Raw genomic sequence first — 13,890 nt, 5'->3', positions numbered from 1 at the left:
GTCGGCAGCAAAAGTAACGGCATCTCACAGCGAACCGTTAGAACCAGGCAGACTGTTTCAAGCGCACCCGCGTGCCCGCACGCGTTTCGAGAGGACCAAAGACGTGACGACCCACCGTGCCAAGCCCCGCCGCAACCGACTCTTCCGAGCGACGACCGCGGTGGTCGGCGCACTCGCCGTGGCCCTCGGCCTCGCCACCGCACCCATGGCGACCGCTGCCCCGGCCGGCAACGTGGTGGTCATGGGTGACTCCTACGCGGCGAACCCGGACCAGTACTACAACACCCTGCGCGGCATCGACGGCTTCGTCCCCGACAACTACCCGGTCGGCGGCAACTGCCTGCAGGCGCCGAACAACTGGCCGCGGCTGATGCAGCAGCGCCACGGCCTGGCGGTGACCGACTGGTCCTGCTCCGGGATGACCTCCCACAGCGCCCTGGGCCGCATCGACCGCGCCGTCAACGCCGGCGACATCCACCGCGGCACCCGCACCGTGGTGCTGAACTACGGGATGAACAACTTCGGCCCCGGTGGCACCGACAACGGCGCCAACTTCCTGGACCCGGGCGACGTGCGCAACCGCTACCTCTCGGACGTGCGCGCCGCCGCGGCGAAGGTGCGTTCCGCCGCCCCGGGTGCGCGCATCGTGATGGCCGGGCAGATGGCGATCACCTCCAACGGCATGTTCTGCTTCGCCAACGTGGTCCCGAACTTCCCCGCCGGCCTGCCGATCCCGGTGCTCAGCGACGTGGAGATCTGGCTGCGCGGCAACCAGCAGGAGGCCGCCCGCCAGATCGGCGCGTCCTTCGTGGACCTGAAGACCGAGTCCGCCGGCAACGCGACCTGCTCCCCCGACCAGAACCGGTACGTGGCGGGCATCCTCGACACCACCACCCCGAACTACAACATGATGATCCACCCGTCGCTGAAGGGCTCCACCTTCATCGCCGACCGGATGTCCCGCGCCGTCTAGATGCCCTCGCTGGTCGAGGCCCGGCTGGTCGCGCAGGGGCTGCTCTCCCCCGCGGACTCCGCCGTCGACCTGCTGGAGGCCATGGGCCCGATGCAGGGCCAGGACCTCACCGGCGTGCTGGCGTCGTTGGCGCTGCGACTGCCGAAGAGCACGGACGTGCGCGCCGCCTTCGACGCCGGGGAGGTCGTCCGCGGCTACCCGATGCGTTCCACCGTATTCGCCCTGTCCGCCCGCGACGTCGGCTGGGTCACCGAACTGTGCGCCGGCCAGCAGCGCCGTGAGTCCGCCCGGCGCTGGGAGAAGGAGGGGTTCTCCCGGGCCGAGGTGACCCGCGCACACGACGTCTTCCTGGGCTCCCCGGGCCTCACCCGTGCCGGGCTGGGCGAGCTGTGGGCCCGCCACGGTTTCCCGGACGACCGGGGTTTCCGCTACCTGATGATCCGCGACATGATGCTGCACGGCACCGCCGTCTACGGACCGTTCGACGGCGCCGACCAGCTCATCGTCCCCGCCACGGCGGTGCCGTACACCGCGGACCGCTCCCCCGCCGCCGAGCTGCTGCTGCGCTACCTCACCGGCCACGGCCCGGCGGACCTGCGCGACTTCGCGTGGTGGACGAAGCTTTCCCAGCGGGTGGTGAAGGACGCCTTCGCCGAGATCGCCGGCGAGGTCGAGACCACCGACGGGCTCCACCACCGTCCGGGCCTGTACGACGAACTCGCCGCGGTCTCCCGCCGGGCCCACGGCACCTTCGCACTGCCCGCCTTCGACGAGGTGATGCTGGGGTACCGCGACCGGTTGTCCTTCCTGGCGTCCGACCACCACGAGCAGGTCGCCCCCGGCAACCGTGGGGTGTTCCGCCGGACGGTGGTGCGCGGCGGGAAGTTCATCGCGACCTGGTCGTCCTCGTCGTCTTCCGACGTGGCCCCCTTCCGGGAGCTCAGCGCGACGGCGCGACGCGACGTCAGCCGAGCGCTGCGCGCCTACCCCGCAACCCGTCGATGAAGGTGTCGATCAACCAGTCTGCCTGACCGGGCGCGAAGCGCTCGGCCTTCTCCGGCATGGGGCGTGACACCGCCGCCAGGCCGAGGTGGAAGCGCCACGGCGACAGGTCGTCCTCCACGAAACCGCTGGAGGCGGCGAGGTCGAGGATGGTGCGGTAGGCCGCCAGGAACTCCTCGCGCACGGGCTCGGTCTCGACCCAGACCCGGCCGTCCACCGGGATCACGGCGATGGAGCGTTCTGCCAGCGCGGCGACCTTCAGCGCGGCGATCTCGTGCACGAAGTTGCGCCACCCCTCCGACCCCCCGTCCCAGTCGGCGACATGGCGTTCGATGATGGCCAGGACGCGTCCGGCCATGTCCTCGATGAGCCCGACCATGAGGTCCTCCCGGGTCGGGAAGTGCCGGTAGAGCGTGGCGATGCCCACGTCGGCCCGTGCGGCCACGGTGCGCAGCGGCACCTCGGGCCCGTCCTCGGCGAATAGGTCCCAGGCGGCGGTGAGCAGGGCCGCCCGTTTCTCCCGTGCGTCGGCTCGCATCGGCTCTCCTCTTGCATCTCGGTAACCGGAGGATTACGCTCCACAAAAACGGAGCGCCTTGTTCCATTTATCACGCTACCATGCAGGAGTCCCTCATGAAGACCACGCTCAAGCTCGGCGGCATCATCCTCGGCCTCACGGCCGCGGTCACACTGATGCTGCTCGCCTTCCTCTCCCCGCAGATGCACTCCGGCCCGTACGACATCCCGATCGCCGTCTCCGCGCCCGACGCGGTCGTCAGCCAGCTCGACGAGAAGTTCGAGGTCACCACCTACGACGACCCGTCGGACGCCCGGAACGCCGTCCTCTCCCGCGACGCCGTCGGCGCCGTCACCGTCGCGGCGGACGGCGCGACGGTCTACACCGCCTCCGGCGCGGGCACCCCCTACACGCAGGTGCTCACCGGCGTCGCCGAGGGCATGGACGCCACGGTGGAGGACGTCGCACCGACCACGCAGGACGACCCGAGCGCCGGCGGGCTCAGCGCCCTGGCGCTGCCGCTGGCCTTCGGCGGCATGGTGTCGGCGGCCGTCCTGTCGCTCACCATGAAGAAGCGCTACGGCCTGCGCATCGTCGGATCGATGGTGTTCTCGCTGGCCGCGGGCCTGGCGGTGGGTGCGATCCTGCAGTTCGGTTTCGGCACCTTCGACGGCAACTACTGGGAGACCGCCGGGGTGCTCGCACTCGGCATCGCCGGTACGTCGCTGTTCGTCCTCGGCCTGGAGGCGCTCATCGGGGCCCCCGGCCTGGGCATCGGCGCGGTGCTGACCCTGTTCGTGTCCAACCCGCTGTCCGGCATCGCCACGGGCTGGCAGTGGCTCCCCTCCCCCTGGGGCGCGATCGGCCAGTACCTGCCGATCGGTGCGGCGGGCAACGCGACCCGCTCGGTGGCCTTCTTCGACGGTGCGGGCATCGCCCACTCCGTGTGGGTCCTGCTCGCCTGGGTCGCGATCGGCTGTGCGCTGGTCGGCGCGGCGGCACTCAAGAACCGCCGCACCGTCACCCCCGCCTGATCAGGCGTGCGCCCTCAGGTCAGCTCCCCTGGACGACAGCGGAGCCGGCCCCGCTGAGCTCTGCGGCCGAGGATCCGAGGTCGAGGACGCCGGAGCCGACGGCCAGTGAGCCGTCCCCGGAGAGCACGGTGGAGCCGAGCTCCAGCGCCGAGGAGCCGAAGGCGAAGACCGATTCGATGAGGGTGACGAGAGATTCCATGACGGACCTTTCCGTAGTGTGAGCGTCCTATGACGCGGTGACGGGGTTGACACTAGGCGAACGTTTCCCCAGGAAAGGGATATTGCTGAAAATCGTCCCGCCACCCCCACCTGATCAGTCCTGCGCCTCCAGGACCGAGGAGCCGGCGGTGCTCAGGTCGATCGCCGAGGAGCCGAGCTCCAGGGTGGAGGAGCCGATGCCGATCGGGTTGCCGGTGGCGATCGACGAGCCCAGGCCGACGGTGGAGCTGAGCAGGTTGAGGATGGGTTCGAACAGGGCGTCCATGAGGGGACCTTTCCGTTGGAGGGGTATGACAGCGACAAGCATAGCCGTGCAGGCTTCGTCGCCGTCAGGTAGAAAGGGAAGGTGAACTACACCCCCGATTTGCCACGGAAGGCAGTTTCACCATGAAGTCCATTCTCAAACGCACCTTCACCGCCGTCGCCGCAGGCGGCCTCCTCCTCGGAGCGGCGGCGTGCAGCGACGACGATTCCGACAGCGTCTCGGACGCCAGCTCGGCCGCGGAGAGCGGCGCCGCCGAGGCGTCCGACGCCATGGGCGGCTCCGAATCCACCGAGGCGGAGTCCACCGAGTCCGAGAGCGCCGAGGGCTCAGAGGGCTCAGGCGACACCGAGCTCCCCGAGGGCCTGCAGGCCGCCTACGACGAGGCAGGCGGCGAGCAGGGCGAGTGGGGCGCCGTGCAGAACGTGGAGAGCGCCGACGGCGCGACCCTGGCCACGTTCGACAACGGGTGGGCCGTGGAGAACGACAGCGGCGAAGTCACCCCGCTCATCGGCATGATCGGTGAGACCTGGGCGAACGACGGCGGCCTGGAAAACGAGATCGGTCTGCCCACCGCCCCGGAGTCCGGGGACGCGATGCAGGGCTGGACCCAGCAGTTCGAGAACGGCACGATCTCCTGGATGCAGGACGAGGACGGCACCTGGGACGCCGACGTGGAGGGCAACGAGTAACACCTCCCCCACACACGAAGGAACCCGCCGGACGACCGGCGGGTTCCTTGTCTGTGGAGCTATGGGGAATCGAACCCCAGACCTTCGCATTGCGAACGCGACGCTCTACCAACTGAGCTATAGCCCCGAAGTCTCACGTGGAGACAACACCGGATATCGTACACCCGGCCGGGCCGGAGCACATAACCGGCTGACCCCGGCTCACCCCAGGTCGACCCCGGCGACGGAACCGTCGCGTCGGTGGTCCGCAGCGCCGTCGACCTGGTCGTCCCGGAGACGGATCACGCTAAGTCCGGAGTCGAAGCGTCCGGCCTCCAGGTCGTGGCCCCATTCCTCCAGCAGCCCACGCATCTTCTTCTGCTCGGCACCTCCGCGCGCGGCGTACACGCTGTTGCGGTTGGTGGCGCCGAAGTTCGGCATGTCCACCGCGTCGACCGGTCGCAGGTTCCAGTCCACCATCGCCACCAGCGCCTTGACCACGTAGGACGGGATCTTGCGCCCGCCGGGCGAACCGAGGGCCATGACCGGCTCGTCCCCGTCGAAGACGAGCACCGGCGACATCATGGTGCGCGGGTGCGCACCGGGCTCGCGGTAGTTCGGGTCACCGGGGTCGGCGTCGGCGCTGAAATTGTCCAGCGAGTTGTTCAGGAAGTAGCCGTTCTCCTGCTTCCCGCTGCCGAAGCTGCGCTGCAGCGTGGTGGTCAGGGTTGCCATGCTGCCGGCGGAGTCACGCACGGTGACCTGGGAGGTCCCCTGGTCGTCGCTGTCCTCGTACTCGCCGGTGAGACCGTCCAGGTCCTGCGGCTCGAGCCCGCTGAGCGTGGTCTTCTGACGGATGGAGTCCGCGGCGTCGTCGAGGTGCCCGTCGTCGGTGACGATCTGGTCGACGTACCCCTCGGTACCGTCACCCATCCACGTGTTGGCGTCGGTGAACGCGATACGTTCGGCCTCCATCACGAGGTGCTGCGCGGTGGCCCGCGCCGTCCCCGCCACCGGCGTCAGCCGGGCCAGGTCCAGCCGGTCCAGGATGCCGAGCGCCTCGGCGACGACCATCATGCCCGTCGCCGTGGAGTGCGACCCGCACACCGAGTGCCCCTGGTAGTCCACGCACAGCGGGTCGGACGGCTCGATCGGCTCTTCGGTGGGCTCCAGTTCCATCAGGTACTCGGCGTAGTCCGGATTCGTGAGCACGTCCCCGGCGGCGGGGAGTTCCTCGAAGATCCCGTTGCGCGCGTCCATCGCCGCGGCGAGCCGTTCGGTGACGACGAACCCGTCGGACGCCAGCCTCCGCGCCGGCTCCGTGAGCTCCGCCAGGCTCTTCACACCATGTGCCCGGCGCAGGGAGTCCATGAGCCGGTCGGTCTGCGGCACCCCCACCGCATCGTCGGACGCATCGTCCTGCGGCGCGTACACGGTGCCGTCGAAGCTGGCGGTCTCCCCCGTCTGCGCGTCGTGGTAGATCACCAGGCCGCCCCCACCGGGGCCGGAGTAGTTCGGTTCGGGCAGGCCCAGGACGTACTGGGCGGCGACCACGGCGTCGGCGGCCGTCCCACCCTCGGCGAGGACGCTGCACGCCGCGCGCGTCGCGTCCGGGTCCGGGGTGGACACCATGCCACCGCGGGAGGCGCCACGCGCCTCGAGCCCGCCGTCGAGGCAGGCGTCCGGCGACGCGGTCGGCAGCGGCTCAGGTTCGGGCGTCGAACAGCCCGTGACCATCGCAAGAACGGAGACCGTGCCGACGGTGGCACCGGCCGCCCGGCGGCTCAGCCCCACACCATCACCGGCACCGCGACCGCGGCACAACCGGCGATCGACAGTCCCATGCCGGCCGACGTGCGCTTGAACCCGTACTGGACGAGGTCGTTGGCGATGATCGCCGGCAGCACGCAGAACACCACGTTCGTCGGACCGTCGAAACGCACACCCGTGAACGACGCCATGACCAGCTCGACCAGGGTGACCATCACGAACGAGACGGTGCAGAGGATCACGAAGCGGTCCTTGCCGAACAGCGGGACCTTGCGCGAGTACGGCACGTACACGCCGAGCACCAGCAGCGTGGCTGCGGCCAGCACGACGAGGTAGCCCGGGCTCGTCAGGACGCTGACGATGACGCCGGCGGTGACGTAGCCGCCGGTGCGCAGCTTGCGCGAGCGCACCGTCCCCTCCTGCACCAGCACGGCGAAGAGCACCGACAGGGCGCTCATGAGGAAGAGCATCGGCACGGGCCGGAGGTTGGTGTCGATGATGGTGTTCGCCAGCGACCCCGGCAGGAGGGTGGAGGTCAGCATGGTGATCGCGAGCCCGGCCAGACCCGCGGCCGGCACCATCCAGGCCAGCGGGACGACGGTGCGGACCACGCCCTGCTTGATCAGGGAGTTGCACAACATGCCGGGCACGATCACGCCGACCAGTGAGAGGCCGTCGAGGGAGAGACCGCCGAGGAGCCAGCTGGTCAGGGCCATCCACACCGCACCGCAGCCCACGCCCACACCCAGGCCGATGGCGAAGATCTGACGCGGACGCGGCAGGAAGATCTTCAGGATCACGAACTTGATGAGGACGTAGCCGAGGAGCGCGGCGACCAGCGTGGACAGCACGTTGAGCGGCATGTACAGCGAGGACGCCAGGTAACCGACGGCCAGCGAGCCGCCGACGGAGATCTGCCGGCGCCGGAAGTACAGGTAGCTGATGACCAGGCCGACGAGGAAGGTGACGTGCACGTAGTCCGTGAGGAACCCAGTGGACCCGATGATCTGGTAGGTCATGCCGCCACTGCCTCGATACGCTCCTCGGCAAGCTGACCGACGTAACGCTCCATGGCGGTCACGTGGTCGGTGTGGATGTTCACCATGCCGAAGATGGCGACGTCCTCACCCTCGAAACCTGCGCGGGCACGGGCGACGAGGTCGCGGCCGTCCGCACCCTGCTCACCGTCGAGGTCGGTGGTGGTGAGGATCATGTCGTCCTCCACACCGGCGTTGAGCAGCTTCTGACGGACCACGTCCTGGATCTCGCCGTAGAGCACGACCCGGTCGATGTCGTCGGCGAGGTCGGTGGCGACGAGGTCGACGAACATCGCCGCGCGGTCGGTACGGTCGGCGCGGTTGTTCAACGCCACCACCTTCCTGCAGGACGGGAGGTCGTCGTCGACGACGTCGTGGAAGACACGGGTGGTGGACTCCCAGTCGTTCACCGCGAACATCGGGACCCAGTAGAACGGTCCGGTCTCGGAGTCGCGGACGTGGGCGATGCGGGTGGTTCCCGGGTCCGGCTCGGCGGAGAGCATGCCGCGCACCGCGACGCCGGTGTCGATGCCGAGTTCGGCGGCGACGGCGAGGCAGACGGCCACGTTCTCTTCGAACTGGCGGTAGTCGAACCGGTTGCACAGGCTGCGGGAGAGCTCCGTCTCCTCGGCGACGACGAGGCGGGAGCCGCGGGCCTCGCAGTGCTCACGGATGATCTCGACGAGTTTCGGGTCGCGCTCGCCGGTGATGACCAGCCCGTTCTCCGGGACGGTGCAGCACAGCGACGCGGCGATCTCTTCGAGCGTGTCGCCCATGTCCTCCTGGTGGTCCAGCCGGACGTTGGTGAGCACGGTGATCGGCGAGCGCAGGATCACGTCCTGGCACAACGTCTGGTACTTCGGCTTCACCGCCATGCACTCCACGACCAGGGCCTCGACCGGGTCGTCGGCACCGTCCAGCCATTCCGCGAGGAAGCGGTACTGCTCGTTGATGTTCGCCGGCCCGGTGCGCTTGATCGGGCGCTCACCGGCCTGGCTGTCGATCACGCAGGCGTAGGTTCCGGTGGTCTTCGAGATCGTGGTCTTGCCCGACTCCCGCAGCACGCCGCCGATCATGCGGGTGACCGTGGACTTCCCCCGAATTCCGTTCACGTGCACGTTGATGTCGAGACCGCCCATCCGACGACGGTGACGCACTTCCTTACGATGAAAAGCCGCCATCCCGGTTGTCGCAGCAAGTGCGGACAGGGACAGAAAAGCGAGCATGGGTAATTCTCCTTCAGGTACCCGAAATGTTAGGGCTTCGGCAAGTTCCCCTGAGACATGCCAAGTCGATCCACAGAGGTGGATCGTGACAAAGATGCTGGTAGTTGCGCCCTCTACTCCGCACACTAATGCCGAATTAAGTGTTACACCAGCACTGTTTTCTCAGTTACGAAACGCGATTTATGGACCATTAGCCGGGCTTGTGGTCCGGGACCCGTGCCCAGGGAAAACACATGATTCGACGGATGCCCCCGACACCCCTACCCTGCTGCCCGTGCCGTCCCACCGGCACGTTCATCCGCTTCGGCGCGAAAATAGCGCCCTTCGCGGGAAATTACACTCAGCCCACTGTCGTGGCCCACACCAGGCTCCTCGATGTAAGTGGCGTCACGTCCCGTCGCGCCGTAATTCGGGGCGTCCACCGCGTCCCTCGCCGACATTCCCTCGTCGACGAACCCCACGATCGTCTTGATCACGTACGACGGAATTGCCCCGCCTCCGGGGCTGCCCAGGGCGAGAACGGGTTCCCCGTCCCCGAACACGATCACCGGGCTCATCGCCGTCTTGGGCCGGACCCCGGGGGCCCGCTGGTTGATCGACTTCGAGCCGGCGCTGAAGTTGTTCAGCGAGTTGTTCAGGAAGTAGCCGTCGCGCAGGACGCCGGACCCGAAGTGCTGGTGCAGGGTGGTGGTCACGCTGGCGATACTGCCGTGGCCGTCACGCACGGTGATCTGCGAGGTCCCTTCCTCCAGGTTCGGCAGGTAGGTGCCTTCGGTGCCGACCAGTGGGTCCGGCTCGATGTACCCCAGCGTCGCGTCCGGGTCGATCCGGTCGGCCTGCTGCTGCAGGTGCCCGGGATCGGTGACCAGGGAGTCCACGTAGGCCTCGGACAGCCCGGGGTCGACCTCCGGGTCCTGCATCCAGGTGTTCCCGTTGGCCAGGGCCAGCCGCTCGGCCTCGGTGACGACGTGCCTCAGGTCGTCGCCGACGTCGGCCCGGTCGAGGATGCCCAGCGCCTCACCGACGACCATCATGCCGGTACCGGTGGAGCCCGACCCGCAGACCTGGTGGTCCCGGTAGCCGGTGCACAGCGGTGCCTCGGGCTCGATACGCCCCGTGACGTCCAGGTCGCGGAGATAGGCGGCGTAGTCGGGGTTGGTCAGCACGTCCCCCGCACGCGGAAGGTCCTGGGCGTCCACCCCCGGCCACGGCATCCCGTCGAGGACGTCGACCCGCCGGTCGAGGGCCCCGGTCAGCCGACCGCTGGCGGCGAAACCGTCTTCCGCCAGCTCGGCGACGGAGGCGAGCACCGCATCGAAGTCCAGGACACCGTAGTCGTCCTGCATGGTGCGCATCAGCTGCGGTGTCTGGGGCACTCCCGTCAGGTTGCCGCCGTCCCGCGGCGCCGGGACCGCGGCGTTCCACCTCCGGACGTGGTCGGTCGCGGCATCGTAGTAGACGGCGACGGCCCCACCGCCCGGCCCGGAGGACTGGGGTTCGGTGAGACCGAGGGTGAACTGGGCCGCGACGACGGCATCCGCGGCGCTACCTCCGTCCGCCAGCACGCGGCAGGCGATGTCGGAGGCGTAGCGGTCCGGGGTGACGACCAGGCCGGCGTCCTCGTCCCCCTTCGCCGACCGCGCGTCGGTGACGCCCCTGGAACTGCCGCAGGACGCCCCGGGGCTGAAGGTCCGCTGGAAATTCGACGTCACGGTGACGGTGACGCCGGCGAGCACGATGAAGAGAATCGCCACGATTGCCATGGTGCGTAGACTCTTCACGTGGCACTCACTTTCCCGTCGGACAGTTCCCGGCCATTATCTATCCACGGTGAAGAAAATAGTGAGACCACTACCGAGCGGGGGTGGTTCTATTCTTAGGTCGGTATTCATCCTGCTTTTCTGTAGTACCCGTTCTATACTGTGCGCGGTGGGCGTGATGAACCCGCCGATGGCGCACCTGGCATGGTGCACTACCTTTCGCCGTAGGCGCGTACCCCCCGGGTGCGCGCCTACGTGGTGGTGCCCCACGGAACACAGAAAACGGGCACCCTCCGAATCATCGGATGGTGCCCGTCACTGCTGTTTCTCCAGTGGAGCTGAGGGGAATCGAACCCCTGACCTTCTGCTTGCAAAGCAGATGCTCTACCAATTGAGCTACAGCCCCGAGGGGTCTTACTGGTGGGCCTAGGAGGACTTGAACCTCCGACCTCTTCGTTATCAGCGAAGCGCTCTAACCGCCTGAGCTATAGGCCCTCGAACGAGACAGAACTTTACCCACACAGCCCTGAACACACAAACCGTGTGGTCAGGCTACGTTTTCAACGTCCTGCGGCTCGTTCACCGACTCCGGCTCGATCGTCACGCGCAACCCGCCCACGAGCCCGGTCGCCGCGTTGTAGAGCAACGCCGTGACGGGGGCGAAGAGCGTCACCACGACGAACTCCAGCAGCCCCACACCGGCGGCCACACCGAAGTACAGGCCGGCGGAGATACGGTCCGCCCCGATGAGGTCGGCCAGCAGGTTGTTCATCCGGTCCCACACACCGCCGAGGCCCAGGAAGATGTAGATCAGGGCTGCGGCGACCATCCAGGCGGCGAACACGCACGCGCTGAGGACCGCACCGATCTTCAGCGCGCTCAGCGGCGCGATCTCCCGGAGCGAGGCCCTCATGACTTCTCCGCCGTCTGGTTGACCGCTTCCTCACCCTCGTCCTCGACGTTGCGGTCGATGGCGAGCAGTTCCACACCCTTGGCCAGGTCGACCAGACGCACACCCATCGTGGCGCGCGAGGAGCTGCGGATCTGCTTCACCGGGGTACGGATCACCCCGCCGGCGGAGGTGATGGCGAAGACCTCGTCGTCGAGGCCCACCGTCACCGCGCCGATGAGCTTGCCGCGCTTCGGGTCGTACTTGAACGTCATCACGCCCAGGGTGCCGCGCCCCTTCACGGGGTACTCCTCCACCGCGGTGCGCTTGCCGTAGCCACCGGACGTGGCGACCAGGAGGTAGGAGTTGTCGTCGGCGACGGTGAGCGCCAGGAGCTGGTCGTCACCCTTGAAACGCATGCCCTTCACGCCGGCGGTGGCACGTCCCATGGGACGCAGCGTGTCGTCGTCTGCGGTGAAGCGCAGCGCCTGGCCCTCCTCGGAGACCAGCAGCAGGTCGTCCTCCCCGGTGCACAGGCGCGCACCGATGAGCTTGTCGCCCTCGTTGAGGTTGATGGCGATCAGGCCGCCGGAGCGGGCGGTGTCGTAGTCGGTGAGGTGCGACTTCTTCACGCGGCCCTGCTGCGTGGCGAGCACCAGGTAGGGGGCGTCCTCGAAGGACTGGATCTGGATGACCTGGGCGATCTGCTCACCCGGCTGGAACTCCAGCAGGTTCGCCACGTGCTGGCCGCGTGCGGTACGGCTGGCCTCGGGCAGCTCGTAGGCCTTGAGCCGGTAGACCCGTCCGTAGTTGGTGAGGAACAGGATGATGTCGTGGGTGGAGCACACGAAGAAGTGCCGGACGATGTCGTCCTGCTTCAGCTCGGCTCCGCGCACGCCCTTGCCGCCGCGGCGCTGCGAGCGGTAGGAGTCCACCTTCGTGCGCTTGGCGTAGCCGGTGGAGGTGATCGTGACGACCACGTTCTCCCGGGCGATGAGGTCCTCCTCGGAGACGTCGCCGGTGGCGCCGACGATCTCGGTGCGGCGCTCGTCGCCGAACTTCTCCACGATCTCGGCCAGCTCGTCGTGCACGATGGTGCGCTGACGGTCGGGGGACGCCAGGATGTCCTTGAGGTCCGCGATGGTCTCCTCGATCTCGGCGAGCTCGTCGATGATCTTCTGGCGCTCCAGGGCGGCCAGACGGCGCAGCTGCATCGCCAGGATGGCGTCCGCCTGCACGTCGTCGATGTCGAGCAGGTCGCGCAGGCCCTCGCGGGCGATGTCGACGGTCTGGGAGCGACGGATCAGCGCGATGACCTCGTCCAACGCGTCCAGCGCCTTGGCCAGGCCGCGCAGGATGTGGGCCCGCTTCTCTGCCTCGTCGAGCCGGTGCTGGGTGCGCCGGACGATGACCTCGATCTGGTGCTTCACGTAGTAGCGCAGCATCTGGTCCAGGCGCAGCGTGCGCGGCACGCCCTCGACGATGGAGAGCATGTTGGCGCCGAAGCTGGTCTGCAGCTGCGAGTGCTTGTACAGGTTGTTCAGCACCACGCGCGGCACGGAGTCGCGCTTCAGGGTGACGACGATGCGCATGCCCACGCGGTCGGACGACTCGTCGTCGATCTTGGCGATGCCGGCGATCTTGCCGTCGCGGACCTGCTCGGCGATCGAGGCGACGAGGTTGTCCGGGTTGACCTGGTAGGGCAGCTCGGTGATGACGATGATCTGCCGGTTGCCCTCCTCCTCGATGGTGGTCTTGCCGCGCATACGGATCGAGCCACGTCCGGTGGTGTAGGCGTCCTTGATGCCGGTGTCGCCGACGATCATGCCCGCGGTCGGGAAGTCCGGGCCCTTGACGCGCTCCATGCAGGCGTCCAACGCGGTCTGCTCGTCCGCCTCGAAGTTCTCCAGCAGCCAGAAGACGGCCTCGGCGAGCTCGTTGAGGTTGTGCGGCGGGATGTTCGTCGCCATGCCGACGGCAATGCCGCCGGAACCGTTCATGAGCAGGTTGGGCACGCGCGACGGCAGGACGTCCGGCTCGGTCGTCTTGCCGTCGTAGTTCGGGGAGAAGTCGACGGTGTTCTCGCGGATGTCGCGGACCATCTCCAGCGCCAGCGGGGTCAGCCGGCACTCGGTGTAACGCATGGCGGCGGGGCCGTCGTTGCCGCGGGAACCGAAGTTGCCCTGCCCGTCGACCAGCGGGTAACGCATCGACCAGGGCTGCGCCATACGCACGAGGGTGTCGTAGATGGCGGTGTCGCCGTGGGGGTGGTAGTTACCCATCGTCTCGGCGACCGGCTTCGCGGACTTGACGTAGCTGCGGTCCGGGCGGAAGCCGGAGTCGTACATCGCGTACAGGACGCGGCGGTGGACGGGCTTCAGCCCGTCCCGGACCTCGGGCAGCGCACGGCCGACGATGACGCTCATGGCGTAGTCGATGTAGCTGTTCCGCATCTCCTCATTGAGGTCAATGGGGGTGATGCGGTCGAACAGCGTCTCGCCGCCGCCGTAGTTGTCGTCGCTCACTTCGG

At 68.1% G+C, this 13,890-nt stretch carries 13 protein-coding genes and 3 tRNA genes; 4 read left to right on the top strand and 12 right to left on the bottom strand.

The window, feature by feature from the left end; all coding sequences use genetic code 11:
• The first annotated feature begins 103 nt into the window (after positions 1-103).
• Entirely contained in the window at positions 104-973 is an 870-nt protein-coding gene (locus ACT3TD_RS02005; protein WP_301441801.1) for a GDSL-type esterase/lipase family protein, read from the top strand.
• Positions 974-1,978 (top strand): DNA glycosylase AlkZ-like family protein, encoded by a 1,005-nt coding sequence (locus tag ACT3TD_RS02000; RefSeq protein ID WP_301441802.1) that lies wholly within the window; start codon positions 974-976, stop codon positions 1,976-1,978.
• Here the strand turns inward: ACT3TD_RS02000 and ACT3TD_RS01995 are convergent.
• Entirely contained in the window at positions 1,938-2,513 is a 576-nt protein-coding gene (locus ACT3TD_RS01995) for a TetR/AcrR family transcriptional regulator (RefSeq protein WP_301441803.1), read from the bottom strand. The two genes, ACT3TD_RS02000 and ACT3TD_RS01995, sit on opposite strands and share 41 nt — an antisense overlap.
• Positions 2,514-2,608: 95 nt before the next feature.
• Between ACT3TD_RS01995 and ACT3TD_RS01990 the strand changes: the two genes are divergently transcribed.
• Positions 2,609-3,526, top strand: coding sequence for an ABC transporter permease (locus ACT3TD_RS01990; RefSeq protein ID WP_301441804.1), 918 nt, complete (start codon positions 2,609-2,611; stop codon positions 3,524-3,526).
• A gap of 19 nt (positions 3,527-3,545) precedes the next feature.
• Here ACT3TD_RS01990 and ACT3TD_RS01985 read toward each other — a convergent pair whose 3' ends face one another.
• On the bottom strand, positions 3,546-3,725 hold the full coding sequence (locus ACT3TD_RS01985; protein WP_301441805.1) for a hypothetical protein: 180 nt from the start codon (positions 3,723-3,725) through the stop codon (positions 3,546-3,548).
• A gap of 114 nt (positions 3,726-3,839) precedes the next feature.
• Positions 3,840-4,010, bottom strand: a complete 171-nt coding sequence (locus ACT3TD_RS01980; protein ID WP_301441806.1) for a hypothetical protein — start codon at positions 4,008-4,010, stop codon at positions 3,840-3,842.
• Between the two features lie 122 nt (positions 4,011-4,132).
• Between ACT3TD_RS01980 and ACT3TD_RS01975 the strand changes: the two genes are divergently transcribed.
• Positions 4,133-4,699: an LGFP repeat-containing protein gene (locus ACT3TD_RS01975; RefSeq protein WP_301441807.1), complete on the top strand. Its 567-nt coding sequence runs from the start codon at positions 4,133-4,135 to the stop codon at positions 4,697-4,699.
• Between the two features lie 54 nt (positions 4,700-4,753).
• Here ACT3TD_RS01975 and ACT3TD_RS01970 read toward each other — a convergent pair.
• The 9 genes from ACT3TD_RS01970 to gyrA all read right to left on the bottom strand — a co-directional run bounded on the left by ACT3TD_RS01970 (position 4,754) and on the right by gyrA (position 13,885).
• Positions 4,754-4,826 (bottom strand) — tRNA-Ala (locus ACT3TD_RS01970).
• 74 nt (positions 4,827-4,900) lie between these two features.
• Positions 4,901-6,472: a gamma-glutamyltransferase gene (locus ACT3TD_RS01965; protein WP_441578823.1), complete on the bottom strand. Its 1,572-nt coding sequence runs from the start codon at positions 6,470-6,472 to the stop codon at positions 4,901-4,903.
• Positions 6,463-7,467, bottom strand: a complete 1,005-nt coding sequence (locus tag ACT3TD_RS01960) for a poly-gamma-glutamate biosynthesis protein PgsC/CapC (protein ID WP_301441809.1) — start codon at positions 7,465-7,467, stop codon at positions 6,463-6,465. The genes ACT3TD_RS01965 and ACT3TD_RS01960 overlap by 10 nt, the downstream gene beginning before the upstream one ends.
• Positions 7,464-8,624, bottom strand: coding sequence for a poly-gamma-glutamate synthase PgsB (gene pgsB / locus ACT3TD_RS01955; protein WP_301441810.1), 1,161 nt, complete (start codon positions 8,622-8,624; stop codon positions 7,464-7,466). The genes ACT3TD_RS01960 and pgsB overlap by 4 nt, the downstream gene beginning before the upstream one ends.
• 347 nt (positions 8,625-8,971) lie before the next feature.
• Complete coding sequence (locus tag ACT3TD_RS01950) at positions 8,972-10,465, bottom strand: gamma-glutamyltransferase (RefSeq protein WP_301441811.1); 1,494 nt, start codon at positions 10,463-10,465, stop codon at positions 8,972-8,974.
• Between the two features lie 339 nt (positions 10,466-10,804).
• Positions 10,805-10,877: transfer RNA gene (locus tag ACT3TD_RS01945), tRNA-Ala, on the bottom strand.
• A 12-nt stretch (positions 10,878-10,889) separates the two neighbouring features.
• A tRNA-Ile gene (locus ACT3TD_RS01940) sits at positions 10,890-10,966 on the bottom strand.
• A 52-nt stretch (positions 10,967-11,018) separates the two neighbouring features.
• Positions 11,019-11,384 carry a DUF3566 domain-containing protein gene (locus tag ACT3TD_RS01935; protein WP_441588239.1) on the bottom strand — a complete coding sequence of 122 codons (366 nt, stop codon included), beginning with the start codon at positions 11,382-11,384 and terminating at the stop codon, positions 11,019-11,021.
• On the bottom strand, positions 11,381-13,885 hold the full coding sequence (gyrA, locus tag ACT3TD_RS01930) for a DNA gyrase subunit A (RefSeq protein WP_441588238.1): 2,505 nt from the start codon (positions 13,883-13,885) through the stop codon (positions 11,381-11,383). Before gyrA ends, ACT3TD_RS01935 begins: the two co-directional genes overlap by 4 nt.
• Between the last annotated feature and the right edge of the window lie 5 nt (positions 13,886-13,890).

It is taken from the genome of Corynebacterium sp. AOP36-E1-14 (genome assembly GCF_052377495.1).
Classification (GTDB): Bacteria; Actinomycetota; Actinomycetes; order Mycobacteriales; family Mycobacteriaceae; genus Corynebacterium.
The sequence above is the reverse complement of the archived record's forward strand: the minus strand, read 5'-3'. Positions and strand labels throughout refer to the sequence as shown.

Bases quoted from the DNA above. Each gene is read 5' to 3' on its own strand.
- ACT3TD_RS02000 (WP_301441802.1), top strand. From the start codon at position 974: ATGCCCTCGCTGGTCGAGGCCCGGCTGGTCGCGCAGGGGCTGCTCTCC.
- ACT3TD_RS01995 (WP_301441803.1), bottom strand. From the start codon at position 2,513: ATGCGAGCCGACGCACGGGAGAAACGGGCGGCCCTGCTCACCGCCGCC.
- ACT3TD_RS01990 (WP_301441804.1), top strand. From the start codon at position 2,609: ATGAAGACCACGCTCAAGCTCGGCGGCATCATCCTCGGCCTCACGGCC.
- ACT3TD_RS01985 (WP_301441805.1), bottom strand. From the start codon at position 3,725: ATGGAATCTCTCGTCACCCTCATCGAATCGGTCTTCGCCTTCGGCTCC.
- ACT3TD_RS01980 (WP_301441806.1), bottom strand. From the start codon at position 4,010: ATGGACGCCCTGTTCGAACCCATCCTCAACCTGCTCAGCTCCACCGTC.
- ACT3TD_RS01975 (WP_301441807.1), top strand. From the start codon at position 4,133: ATGAAGTCCATTCTCAAACGCACCTTCACCGCCGTCGCCGCAGGCGGC.
- ACT3TD_RS01960 (WP_301441809.1), bottom strand. From the start codon at position 7,467: ATGACCTACCAGATCATCGGGTCCACTGGGTTCCTCACGGACTACGTG.
- pgsB (WP_301441810.1), bottom strand. From the start codon at position 8,624: ATGGGCGGTCTCGACATCAACGTGCACGTGAACGGAATTCGGGGGAAG.
- ACT3TD_RS01935 (WP_441588239.1), bottom strand. From the start codon at position 11,384: ATGAGGGCCTCGCTCCGGGAGATCGCGCCGCTGAGCGCGCTGAAGATC.